Origin of the sequence: Paenibacillus sp. MAHUQ-63 (assembly GCF_028765165.1) — a bacterium.
Taxonomy (GTDB): Bacteria; Bacillota; Bacilli; order Paenibacillales; family NBRC-103111; genus Paenibacillus_E.
On the sequence record NZ_JARADB010000003.1, the window covers coordinates 1,506,101 to 1,518,398 of the forward strand.

The 12,298-nt window shown below is 52.4% G+C and carries 14 protein-coding genes; 1 reads left to right on the top strand and 13 read right to left on the bottom strand.

Translation table 11 applies throughout. The features are described 5' to 3' along the window. Positions 1-142: 142 nt before the first annotated feature. From PUT07_RS22465 to PUT07_RS22510, 10 genes are all read right to left on the bottom strand, one after another. On the bottom strand, positions 143-1,291 hold the full coding sequence (locus tag PUT07_RS22465) for an FtsW/RodA/SpoVE family cell cycle protein (RefSeq protein WP_274470703.1): 1,149 nt from the start codon (positions 1,289-1,291) through the stop codon (positions 143-145). 7 nt (positions 1,292-1,298) lie between these two features. Next, the gene (gene minD / locus PUT07_RS22470) at positions 1,299-2,093 is read right to left on the bottom strand and encodes a septum site-determining protein MinD (RefSeq protein ID WP_274470704.1); all 795 of its coding nucleotides are present in this window, start codon (positions 2,091-2,093) and stop codon (positions 1,299-1,301) included. Between the two features lie 32 nt (positions 2,094-2,125). Continuing rightward, complete coding sequence (gene minC, locus PUT07_RS22475; RefSeq protein WP_274470705.1) at positions 2,126-2,797, bottom strand: septum site-determining protein MinC; 672 nt, start codon at positions 2,795-2,797, stop codon at positions 2,126-2,128. Between the two features lie 72 nt (positions 2,798-2,869). Next, positions 2,870-3,397: a rod shape-determining protein MreD gene (gene mreD, locus PUT07_RS22480; RefSeq protein WP_274470706.1), complete on the bottom strand. Its 528-nt coding sequence runs from the start codon at positions 3,395-3,397 to the stop codon at positions 2,870-2,872. Between the two features lie 13 nt (positions 3,398-3,410). Continuing rightward, the gene (mreC, locus tag PUT07_RS22485) at positions 3,411-4,262 is read right to left on the bottom strand and encodes a rod shape-determining protein MreC (protein WP_274470938.1); all 852 of its coding nucleotides are present in this window, start codon (positions 4,260-4,262) and stop codon (positions 3,411-3,413) included. A gap of 47 nt (positions 4,263-4,309) precedes the next feature. Next, a complete protein-coding gene (locus PUT07_RS22490) occupies positions 4,310-5,344 on the bottom strand; it encodes a rod shape-determining protein (protein ID WP_274470707.1) in 1,035 nt (344 codons plus the stop codon). Positions 5,345-5,379: 35 nt separating this feature from the next. After that, on the bottom strand, positions 5,380-6,066 hold the full coding sequence (radC, locus tag PUT07_RS22495; RefSeq protein WP_274470708.1) for a RadC family protein: 687 nt from the start codon (positions 6,064-6,066) through the stop codon (positions 5,380-5,382). A gap of 110 nt (positions 6,067-6,176) precedes the next feature. Then, the gene (locus PUT07_RS22500; RefSeq protein WP_274470710.1) at positions 6,177-6,629 is read right to left on the bottom strand and encodes an RrF2 family transcriptional regulator; all 453 of its coding nucleotides are present in this window, start codon (positions 6,627-6,629) and stop codon (positions 6,177-6,179) included. 97 nt (positions 6,630-6,726) lie between these two features. Further along, the gene (locus PUT07_RS22505; RefSeq protein ID WP_274470712.1) at positions 6,727-7,335 is read right to left on the bottom strand and encodes a Maf family protein; all 609 of its coding nucleotides are present in this window, start codon (positions 7,333-7,335) and stop codon (positions 6,727-6,729) included. A gap of 26 nt (positions 7,336-7,361) precedes the next feature. Beyond that, positions 7,362-7,604: a DUF4321 domain-containing protein gene (locus PUT07_RS22510; RefSeq protein ID WP_274470713.1), complete on the bottom strand. Its 243-nt coding sequence runs from the start codon at positions 7,602-7,604 to the stop codon at positions 7,362-7,364. Positions 7,605-7,750: 146 nt separating this feature from the next. Between PUT07_RS22510 and PUT07_RS22515 the strand changes: the two genes are divergently transcribed. Beyond that, positions 7,751-8,989 carry an N-acetylmuramoyl-L-alanine amidase gene (locus PUT07_RS22515; RefSeq protein WP_274470714.1) on the top strand — a complete coding sequence of 413 codons (1,239 nt, stop codon included), beginning with the start codon at positions 7,751-7,753 and terminating at the stop codon, positions 8,987-8,989. A gap of 263 nt (positions 8,990-9,252) precedes the next feature. On the opposite strand, the gene PUT07_RS22520 is transcribed toward PUT07_RS22515, so the two are convergent. The 3 genes from PUT07_RS22520 to murC form a co-directional block, all read right to left on the bottom strand. Next, on the bottom strand, positions 9,253-9,393 hold the full coding sequence (locus tag PUT07_RS22520; protein ID WP_274470716.1) for a hypothetical protein: 141 nt from the start codon (positions 9,391-9,393) through the stop codon (positions 9,253-9,255). A 1-nt stretch (position 9,394) separates the two neighbouring features. Beyond that, positions 9,395-10,753, bottom strand: a complete 1,359-nt coding sequence (locus PUT07_RS22525; protein WP_274470717.1) for an SPOR domain-containing protein — start codon at positions 10,751-10,753, stop codon at positions 9,395-9,397. A 156-nt stretch (positions 10,754-10,909) separates the two neighbouring features. Continuing rightward, on the bottom strand, positions 10,910-12,298 hold the full coding sequence (gene murC, locus PUT07_RS22530) for a UDP-N-acetylmuramate--L-alanine ligase (RefSeq protein WP_274470718.1): 1,389 nt from the start codon (positions 12,296-12,298) through the stop codon (positions 10,910-10,912).

A 12,298-nucleotide genomic window follows, 5' to 3' on the forward strand; every position in this document is an offset into this window, starting at 1 on the left:
CTCCTGTACATAGTCTTCAGAGTCGTACGAGCTAAGCTTGCTTAGTACAGCCTATGAGAAGAAGGACAAGATTATGTGAATATACGAAAAAGCCCGCTGGCTGGGGACCAGGGGCTTCCTTATGCGTGTACCATGAAATCCGTTAAAACAATTCAAGCTCGCGTTCCTGATGCAGCTTCACGCTCATAACGAGGCCGAGCGAAAGCATATTGATGAGCAGGGACGTTCCTCCGTAACTGACAAAGGGCAGCGTAATCCCCGTCAAAGGCATGATGCCGATCATCATACCGACATTTTCGAAAATTTGAAACACGAACATGGACACGACGCCGACAACGATATAAGCTCCGCTAAGCTGAGTGCTTTGGATGGAAATCAGAATCATGCGGTAAATAAGCAAGAAATAAATGAGCAGCAGAACGGCCGATCCGCGGAACCCGAACTCTTCTCCCACAACGACGAAGATCGAATCCGAATACGCGAACGGAATAAAATTACTGTGCACGGAAGTCCCCTTCAGGAAGCCCTCGCCTTCCAGGCCTCCGGACCCGATCGCCCGAATCGCGTTCCGCACCTGATAGCTGTCGTCATCGGTAACGTTCTGCGGGTAGAGATACGTATCGATCCGGTCCATCCAGTGGCTGAAGCCGTACCCTTTGAGCGCCTCGAATAAAGGATCGTGGAACGTCTTATAGAGCGTCAGCAGCAAAAAGCCCAACCCTGCCAGCACGACAATACTCACGAGCACATGCGTATATTTGATGTTGCCGATCCAGAGCATCCCAAGCAAAATGATCACGAAAATAATCGCATTCCCCAAGTCCGGCTGAATGAGGACCAGAATGAACGGCAGCAGTACAGCCCCGCAGACTGGGATCAAATCGTTCTTGATTTGCAGCAGGTCGCCGCCTCTTCGAGCCAGCAGCGCCGTCACACAGATGATCAGGATCAGCTTGACGAGCTCCGCCGGCTGGAAGGTCAAACCGCCCGGAAGCTCGAACCAGCCTCGGGCACCGTGGATTTTTTTGCCGAAGAAATAAACCGCAATTAGGGACACAATACCGATGCCATATAAGAAAGGAGCAATTCGAATAAGTACGCGATAATCGAACATGCTGCACGCCAGAAAAGCGACAAGGCCGACGGCATACAGAATAAGAATTTTGGAAATCGAGATGACGATCGACGGATGATCCACCGACGCGCTGTAGACCGTCATTGTGGAGATGATCATGAAGGCAAACAAGATGACAACAATAGGAATATCGATCTTTTTCAGTTTGGCAAGCACAGCTCGATCATCCTATTCCGATAAACTTTTTCATGCGTTTGACCCAGCCAGTCTTGTCTTCCAGCTGCATGAGAGGAACCGTATCCCCTAAGATGCGGCGCGCCACGTTCCGGTAGGCAATCGCCGCGCGCGATGAAGGATTCATTACGGTCGGTTCGCCTGCATTGGCCGCTTTGATGACATGCTCGTCATCGGGAACTATGCCAAGCAAATCGATGGCAAGCACCGAGCAGATTTCATCGATGTCCAGCATCTCGCCCTTCTTCATCATCATCGGACGAATCCGGTTAATGATCAGTTTGGGCGCGGTAATTTTCTCATTCTCCAACAGTCCGATAATCCGGTCGGCATCGCGCACGGCGGCATTCTCCGGAGTGGTGACGACGATCGCCTTATCGGCTCCGGCCACCGCATTCTTGAAGCCTTGCTCAATGCCTGCCGGGCAGTCGATAATGACGAACTCGAAATCTTTCTTGAGTTCAAGAACGATATCCTTCACCTGCTCCGGCGATACCGCATGCTTGTCCTTCGTCTGGGCTGCCGGCAGCAGGTATAACTCCTCGAAGCGCTTGTCTTTGATCAAGGCTTGCTGCAGACGGCAGCGTCCTTCGGCGACATCGACCAAATCATAAATGATCCGGTTCTCAAGCCCCATCACAACGTCCAGATTGCGCAGCCCGATGTCGGTATCCACCATGCAAACTTTTTTCCCCAAAAGCGCCAATGCTGTTCCAAGATTTGCTGAAGTCGTTGTTTTACCAACGCCACCTTTTCCAGAAGTAACAACGATTGCCTCTCCCATATGTTCTCACCCCACGCGCATTTTTCTAGTATTCAATCTTGCTTTCCATGGACATTCGGATCCGGCCAAAGCCGGTGAAGCTGATGCAGCTTGTCGATTTCCATCTTGCCGTCCTTCACATAGGCGAATTCCATGAAGGCTTCGTCAATCCCCCACTCATCCGGAGAACGGCTAATGATCCCGGCAATTCGCAGTTGAGTCGGACGCATGTGCGATGCGGCGATAATCGCCTTATCGTCACCGTCGATACCGGCATGCGCCATGCCGCGAAGCGACCCCATGATGTAGATGTTGCCCGTTGAGGTAATCGTTCCTCCCGGATTCACATCGCCTAGATATAGTAAATCACCCTCATGATGGAGGGTTTGTCCTGAGCGAATCATTCCTTTAAGTGTCGTCATTGTGACAGCAGGCTCTTCCGCAGCTGCATCCTTGCGCGGCTCGCTTTCGATCGACTGAATGAGCAGGTTGCCCTTCTGCTTAATGACGGATCGGATTTCTTCTTTTTGTTCCTCGGTCGCTTCCCGGCTGCCTAATTTCACATGAACATGTATGATCGGACCGGTCAAAATCTGCTGATGCGTCTTCTCCAGCTTGTGCTGCAGCTCCTTCAGCAAATCCTGCCATTCGCAGGCATCGTTAAGCAAAAAAACAAGGCCATCTTTGACCCCTTTTATCATCACATGGTGCTTGGTTACGGACATAGTTCATTGACAACCTCCCAACCTATACATTTCGGCTCATGTTCCTGAATTTCCTGCTAACCGCTTGGAAATTTAATCTTCGCTATTCCCAGGCACGATCCGCTTGCCTTCGAGCAGCTTGCGAATCGGGACGTAGCAAATCAAAGCAAATAGCAGATTGAACAGGACGCTCGGAAGCATGTAATGGGTGAGAGCAAATTGCAGATCGATGTCAATTAACTTGAACAACCGGTTGATTCCATAGTTAATGAGCTCAAATACGAGCAAACCGACTCCGGTTATGAGCAAATTGTAAAAAATCAGGTTAGGCTGTCTTCGCTGCGCAAGTCCGGCCAAATACCCCGTCAGGCCCATCCCGAAGGAATAAACGCCGAGCATTGCACCGTAATAGTTGAAATCGTTCAAAAGACCGAAGATCAGCCCATAAATCAATGCGGAATGACGATGATGAAAAAGTCCGATAAACATAATAAAAACGAGTGTAAAATGGGGGGTCACATGCACGCTGGCTTGCCAAGAAGACGGGATCAGCCAAACCATAATCGTGCCTTGCAGGACGAACAATCCCAATAGAATGAGCCACAGCAAATGTCGAGTCACGTAACGGCTCACCTCATTTCACTTCCGGAACTTCGACGACGAACACTTCACGAATGCGGTTGAAAGAAGCCTTCGGCTTCACCATCACCTTATACGTGATGCCGAATTCCCCGGGACCTATAGAAGAAATTGTTCCGACTTCAATCCCTTTGGGAAATACTTGTCCCAAGCCCGATGTAATAATCGTATCCCCGACTTTCATATCGTCGGCATGCTCCACCTTATTCATCACAAGCTCGCCTGTTTTGGGATCAAAGGATTCGATCATCCCGAACGGCTGATTCTCATTGCCCTTCACCGTAACGGCGATCGCCTTGGAATTGTTGTCGGTGTCCGTAATCTCGGTCAACAATTGTACGTTGGAATGGAAGCCGAACACTTTGCTCACACGGCCGACCAAGCCGTCGACGGTCATCACCGCCATATTCTCTTTGATGCCGTCCTTATCGCCTAAATTAATAGTCACCGTGCTGTTGTACGGATCCGGGTCGATCGTTACGACCTCGGCAATCCGGTACGTATACACGTTAGCCTGACGCTGACGCTCCGTGAAGCCGAGGGCTTCCATCAGGCGCTTGTTTTGCGACTCCAGCTCATTCAGGCGCTGCGTATCCCGCGCATACTGCGTCAAGGTCAGCTTCAAGGTCTTGTTTTCCTCGTAAATGACACTGAGCTGCCGGATATCCTCGAAGAAACCCGCCACTTGCGCAGCGGGCTTATAGAAGAGTCCTTGCGTCCACGATACCGTATCTTTGACAAATTTCTCCGGCCATGTCATCGGTACCCGGGGGCCCAGCGTTAATCCCATCAATATAAAGAAGCAGACTAATCCGAACATCAGAAAAATCAGCCTCTTATTTCCCATGAATTTAAACAAAGTAAGCACACCTTCTAACGAATTTTAACGCAATTTTAACGCTTATATCGTGTACTTGAGCCAGACTTGTTCTTGAATAGATGAATGTTCTCGAGCGCACGTCCGGTTCCGATCGCCACGCAATCCAGCGGATTCTCAGCCACTAGCACCGGCATGCCGGTCTCTCTCGCGAGCAAGCGGTCCAAATTGCGGAGCAGTCCGCCGCCGCCGGTCAGCACGATGCCGCGATCCATAATATCCGCCGATAATTCGGGCGGACACTTCTCCAGCGTCACCTTCACCGCTTCGACAATCGCATTCACCGTATCTGTGAGAGATTCGGTAATTTCATCGGAAGTGACGCTCATCGTTTTGGGCAAACCGGAGACGAGGTCACGTCCGCGGATCTCCAGCGTTTCGGGCTTGTCCATCGGAAGAGCGGAGCCAATTTCCATCTTAAGCGTTTCTGATGTGCGTTCCCCAATCATCAGATTGTATGTACGTTTAATGTATTGAATAATGGCTTCGTCCATTTCATCTCCGGCGATTCGGATGGAACGGCTCGTCACGATGCCTCCGAGCGAGATCACGGCAACCTCTGTCGTACCGCCGCCGATATCGACTACCATGCTGCCTGTCGGTTCCCAAACCGGCAGGTCCGCACCGATGGCAGCTGCGAACGGCTCCTCAATCGTATAAGCTTCGCGCGCTCCCGCTTGTTTGGTGGCGTCTTCGACGGCGCGCTTCTCAACGGCGGTGATGCCGGAAGGCACACAGACCATCACGTTGGGATGCCGCTGAAACAACCAGCGCTGCTTCTGGGCTTGCCGCAAGAAATAGCGAATCATCGTTGAGGTCGTGTCGAAATCTGCAATAACGCCGTCTTTCATCGGGCGGATCGCACGGATGTTGCCCGGCGTCCGGCCGATCATTTTTTTCGCTGCGTCTCCGACAGCTTCGATTGTTTTTGTATCCGTACGCAGAGCAACCACGGAAGGTTCTCTGACGATTATGCCTCTGCCTTTTACATATACCAATGTATTCGCGGTACCCAAATCAATTCCTAAATCTTTCGTAAAGCCTCCGAACATGGCAGTTACTCCTTTCCTATTGCCAACCTATTATATTACATAAAGCCTTGTTCCTTCAAACTTATGAATCTCTGATCACCAATGATAACATGATCCAGCACTTCAATTCCAATGATTCTTCCGGCTTCGACCAACCGGGCTGTCAATTGGATATCTTCCGGGCTTGGCGTCGGATCGCCGCTTGGATGATTATGTACACAGACGATAGATGCACTGCTCCGTTTGATGGCTGCGCGGAAAACTTCCCGGGGATGCACGATGGACGCATTCAAGCTGCCCATGGACAGCGTCTCCTGCGCAAGCACGTGATTTTTCGTATTGAGAAACAAGCAAACGAAGTGCTCTTTCTGCAAATAACGAAGATCCTCGCTAACGAGACTGGCGATATCCTTCGGAGAGCGGATCGTCATCCGGTCGGTCAATGCGCTCTTGGCCAGCCGCCGTCCCAGCTCGATGCCGGCCATAATTTGCAGCGCCTTGGCATTGCCGATCCCTTTGATCTCCTTAAGCTGATCAATGCTCATATCCACCAGGCTGCGCAACCCTCCGCATTCGCTCAATACGCGGTCGGCCAACCGCACCGCAGATTCGGCAACCGTCCCTGTTCGCAGCATAATCGCCAAGAGCTCCGCATGACTCAGCGCCTCGGCTCCATAATGGAGCATTCGCTCCCGCGGTCTCTCCGCAAGCGGCACTTCACGCAGCAATAAACGTTCTTCCATCAATTCCCCTCTTTCCTCCTGTAGGTTGTGTCACTTGTTCGCATCCCATTCATATGGGATTAGCCCGTAAAACGGCACAAAACCCTCGGATGGGTTAGATCCGAGGGCTTCTAGGACAATTGCTCATTATTCGTTTGTGTACATCCGAAAGCTTTCACTTTCTCCAGCATGCTGCCGATTGTATAACCATCGAAGTACGTTTCCATTTGCTTCTCGGCGTCGGTGAAGATGTTGCCCATCACCTTATCCATCTTGGATGAAATCATACAGGCATTGTTCTTCTCATCGCCGGAGCACCAACTAGGCTTCAAGGAGCCGTGGCACGTCAACCTGTAGATCTCACCGAGGGTGACCTCGTCCGGATTCTGGCAGAGGATGAAACCGCCTCCGATGCCTTCCTTCGTAGAAACGTAGCCTGCTTTGCGCAGAAAGCCCATCACTTTACGGATACGAGCTGAGTGCGTAGATACATTCGCAGCAATTTCTTCACTGGTTGCCATATGATCGGGCAGATTTGCAAGAAATACGAGACTATGGACGGCTATTGTAAATTCGCTGTTCATGGCCAATCCTCCCTGATGAATGCGAAGTCATGTCGCTTACTGTCATTGTAACCGTTACAGATAGCACAGTCAATGTGTGAAAGTCTGGAGGGCGGCCTTACAGCACCTGAATGTCGAAGTTCAGCAGCAAATCGCTCAGCAAAGACAGCGGTAAGCCTACCACGGTGAAATAATCCCCTTCAATGGACTCCACAATGGTCGCGCCGATCCCTTGAATCGCATACGAGCCGGCTTTGTCCTTCGGCTCCCCGGTTGCAATGTAGCGCCGAATCTGCTCATCCGACATGGCTTTCATCCGCACGTGCGTCACGCTGTGTGAGACGACTTCCCGGCCCGTCGCCGCGTCGACACAAGCCACTCCGCTATAGACTTGATGCGTCGTGCCCTGCAAGGCTTGCAGCATCCGGAAGGAATCCGCTTCATCCACCGGCTTGCCAAGCACCTCATCATGCAGAACGACGACGGTGTCCGACCCGATGATGATCCCATGCTTGTCGGCGGCATCCAGCATTTCCCTGACGGTTGACGCTTTGCGGATGGATAAAACTTCTACTAGCTCCGCCGGCGTTATTTTTCCTTCTACGGTCTCATCCGCGTCGCTCACCCGAATGATATAGGGTAGTCCAAGCGCTTGAATCAACTCCTGCCTCCGCGGCGAGGAAGAGGCAAGGATCAATCTTTGTTTATGGTTAAGGGTATGGCTCAACGGTAACAACTCCTAGGTTCAGATTATTATAGCTTGCGGTATAGGAGGAAGGCTCCTACCAAGCCAAGAATGCTGCACAAGTTTAGTCTCACCACAAGGTGGAGCTCATATTTCACGACTTGCAGATCCGCCTCGGGATCCCACGTAATCGCGACCGATTTGGTCAAGAACGATAGAGCAGGCACAGACGCCAGCAGCTGGCCGATGATAATCCCGGTAATTAAGCCGATGATCAGAAAAATGATGAGCGTGAAGGTGCCTTTTTTCAATTGCTGTCATCCTCTCTTCTATGTACAAGCCCTATTATACGAGCATGTTCTAATTTTTGCCATGACAAATATGGTCCATGGTGTTTCTTACCTGCTTACAACCCTGACCGATCCTAGTAAGATAGTTTAGTGGAGGTATTTCAACAATGACTTTACTCAAAAGACTTGTCCTGTTCACCTTGCTTCTAACCTTTGCATTCCCTTACCAAGCTTTCGCTTACAAAGTCGTCATCGATGCCGGACACGGCGGGAGCGATCCCGGAGCCATTGGTGTAAACGGTTTGCGGGAGAAAGATGTCAACCTGGACATCTCGCAAAAGCTGCGGGACGAGCTCACCGCTCGAGGCTACAAGGTCTTCATGTCGAGAACCGACGACTCGTACTGGTCGCTTGCTCAGCGCGTAGCCTACACCGACTCCCTGCAAGCGGATTTATTCGTATCCATTCATGCCAACTCGCATCCGAACAGCGCAGTGAAAGGTTCCATGGTGCTGTATTACGACAACGATTACCCGCAGGAAGACTATCCGGCCAGCGATAAAATGAAGCAGCTCACGCCATACAGCAAAGATTTGGCGCAGCATGTTCTGGATTCGCTCGTGTCGGCTGCCGGAACCAAAAACCTGGGGCTGGTGCCGAGCGCGGTTTATGTAGCCCGCATGGGCAGCATTCCCAGCATTCTGGTGGAAACCGCATTCCTAAGCCAGTCCGGCGACGCAGCTATGCTGGCGAACGATGCCGTCCGGGCGAAAATGGCTGTCGGCATTGCGAACGGCATTGCGGCTTATTCCCCTCCGCTCTTCACGGACACCCTCGGACATTGGGCCAGAGAAGCGATTGTGCGCATGAAAAATAAAGGCGTCATCGAAGGCATCGCCAACCGGTATGAGCCCGACCGCGCTTTGAAACGCTCCGAGTTTCTCGCCTTGATGGACCGCACGTTCTCCTTCAGCAAGCTTGAAGCGGCTTGCGCGCCGAGCGGGACCGTCACCTCTTCGGTTTACAGCTGCTCGGAGGGAACTGCCAAGTACAAGGACTTGCCTGCAACTCACTGGGCAAGCCCGCTATTCGCCAAAGCCCAGAAGTTGAACCTGCTCCAGGGCTATGCCGACGGGACGATTCGCCCCGACCAGCCGATCACGCGAGGCGAGGTGGCCTACCTCTTCGATCGTCTCCTCCAGCTATCGGCCAAAACCGGCAGCCAAAGCGCAGCTCCTAAGGCTTCATTTGACGATGTGCCTGCTGCACTATGGAGCGCGAAAGCGATCTATGCATTGAAGCAGAAAGGCATCATCAACGGCATCACCGATACGTCGTTCCAACCTGACCGAACGATGACGCGTGCGGAGATCGCCGCCTTGCTGGACCGTTATTACGCCAAATAGGATCCCTCAATGACGAGCGGAACGCCGCCAAGAACGGCAAAAAGCCTTCCCGAGATTTCTCTCGGGAAGGCTTTTTTGTGGAGCCCGATGCCCGCGGATCCGGGACTCGGGACCGGGACCGGTGCACCAACATAGGCACCGGCACCGGCACCGGCACCGGCCGGCTAACGGACACTGCGGCGCTTATTCGGCGGAAAACGGCCGTTTGGCCATTGTAACGGACACCAGAACCGCTATTTGCCGGTTTCGGCGCGATTTCGCGCTTAGATCGGCATAATAAGGTCTCCGGTGTCCGTTAGCTTGGATGCAAGCCCATTGTCCCACGAATAGCGGCTGTGGTGACCGTTAGCTTCGCCAAGTGCATCCGACAAAGCTTCATAAGCTCTGTCGGAGCACTGCGTCATCCTAGGAGGCCACGCTAATCTTCTTGAGCAGCTCCTTCTGCGCCAGGATGTACTGCATCATGGAAGTTTGGGCCTGCCACAGCATCGCCGTGGAAGGCGATTTTTTGTATTCATCCATAGACTGCACGGCGCTGTTCAAGGAAGCAGTCATTTTTTGCACGATTGGCTTGGAATCGTCGTTTAAGCCTTCGTTCAGCGCAGCCGTCAGGGTGGTTAAGTTTTGATGCGAGGCGTGAATGGCTTGCAAGGAGCTGTCCGAAAGCGCCGTCGGCTTCGTTTCCGCAAGATGAATGATGGCCAATTCATTGATCGTCCCCACCAGCTTATCCCCCTCGGCAATAAAGGAAGGGACCGCTTCCGGCTTCGACCCGCCCCAGCGGATGCCCGCAGCTGCCGGGATATCCAGGCTTTTGACATACACCTCGATCGTCTTGTCCGCCGTTTGGACCTGCTGCCTGAGGGTAGTCGCATCCTCTTTGCTTTTCGCAAATCCCACAAAAACAGTAGGTTTATCCGAAGCATCGAGCGCGGAAGCCAAGCCTTTCTTCCTCAGCGTATCCTGAATTGCTTGAGCGCCCTGCAAGGAGCTGAAAACGCCGTTTTGCAGGAAATTATAGGATTTGGCTGGAATCTGTACAGGGGTCACAGCTCCCGCCGCGGCCGGAACCGTGGTTCCTTGATCCGTTCCCGTTGAGGCAGTACCGCCCGGGGCCTTGGACGTTCCGCCCGATTGAACGTTCGATGTCGGCAAGGCGATTGTATTTTTGCCGGAAGCCGGATCCGCCTTCTGGCCATCCGAAGAAAACATGGATAGGACGAAGAAGCCGAACGCGATCCCCGTTACAACAGCTCCCGCTACCGAGGTGGCAATGCGAATCCAGGGTGTGCCGCCCGATCGGGCATATCTCGGCCCTATTTCTTCTTCGATATAAGGACCTTGCTGCGTCCAAGTTGACCATTCGTCGCGATTGCGTTCGGTCACCGGCTCTGGCCTATGCGGTGCGGGCGGCGGCGTCTCCCGGCTTTCCTGCTGCTCCCGCACGGCCTGGGATTCGCGAATGATTCGTTCCACCCGCTCCCCTTCCGTCTCAAACTGGCTCGTCCAGCTCCCGAAATCCGTCGTGAACGTATTCAGGGCATGCGGTTCAAACAAGCTTTCGACTTGTTCCCGCTCCGCCTGATGATAAGGCGTAACTCCTTCCTGCTGGCGTGTATCTCTATTTTCGCTGTCTATGACTTTGAATTCTTCCTGATAGAGAGGGATGACCTTCTCTTCCGGACTCGGCACCCGCGTTCCTTTGCGTCCGGCATCCGCAGCTTCCTTGCCGTCAAAACGATACGTGATTCTTGCTTTACTCATGCCCATTTCACTCCTCATCATCTGTATTTGGAAACGGTCCTGCCGTCTTCTTGTCCAAATCTTCTGTTACTAGATTATGATTGAGAGAGTTGAAATATGTTCGCTTGGCACAAAAAAAGACCGCCTACAGCCAATTGGCATGCAGCGATCTTTCTTCTAATCGTTCGTCTCGTATTTCTTGCGCAGTGATTTTGCCAACCCGTCGGCCGCTTTCCATATATCGCCGGCTCCCATCGTCAGCACCAAATCTCCCGGCTGCACGCATTCGATCAAATAGGTGAGAACCTCATCCCGCGTAGCGATATGCCGCACGTTCGGATTGCTGTTGCTCTTAATCAACTCTACCAGCTTGGCTGAGTCTACGCCTTCGATCCGCTGCTCGCCCGCCGGCGAATAAATGTCCGTAATGATGACCTCGTCCGCCTCATCGAAAGACCGGCTGAACTGCTCGAACAAATAATACGTTCGCGTGTAACGTTGAGGCTGGAACACCGCTATGATTCGTTTGCCCGTAGCTTTGGCAGCGGAGATGGTCGCTTGAATTTCAGTCGGATGATGTGCGTAATCATCGATGACCAAAATATTTTCGACTTCTCCGAGCACCTGGAATCTGCGCTTGGCTCCGCGGAACTCCTGAATCGCTTCGGCAATTTTGCTGAAAGACAGGCCCGCTTCCAAGCAAGTGATTAACGTCGCGAGTGCGTTATAAACGTTGTGCTTACCCGGAACGGACAAGGAAATTTGGCCTAGTGCCGCTCCCTTGCAGTGAACGGTAAAAGTCACTTTCCGGTCGCCTAACGTAATATCGCTGGCCACATAGTCAGCATCGGTTTCTATGCCGTACGTGACGACTTCGCTTTGAATGGACGGAATCATTTCACGCAAGAAAGCGTCATCTTGGCAAACGATCGCTTTGCCGCCCGGGCGCACTTGCGAAAGGAACTGCTTATAAGCTTTCTTCAAGTTCTCGAAATCGCCGTTATAGTTCTCCAGATGATCCGCTTCGATATTATTGACCAGGGCAAGCGTCGGATGGTATTGCAGGAACGTGCCGTCGCTCTCGTCGGCTTCCGCGACCACGAATTCGCCTTTGCCCGCTTTGGCGTTGCTGCCCACATTCATAATTTCCCCGCCGATAATATAGGTCGGATCCATACCGCAGATCTCCATGACCAAGGCGATCATCGAGGACGTCGTCGTTTTGCCGTGTGCTCCGGCTACCGCAATGCCTTTGCGCTCATTCATGAGTCTGGCCAGCATTTGGGAGCGGTGAATGACCGGAATGTTTAATTCTTCCGCTGCTTGCATTTCCACATTGTCTTTGGACAAGGCTGTCGAATAGACAACCAGATCCGCACCCGATACGTTGCGGGCTTCATGCCCGATGAAAACCTGCGCACCCTTGGCTTTCAATTTCTCCGTTAACTCTTGGTGTGCCAGATCGGAACCGGAAATCCGGTATCCCATTTCAAGCATGACTTTGGCAATAGCACTCATGCCGTATCCGCCGATGCCTATAAAATGTACGTGTTCAGCTTGACTCAC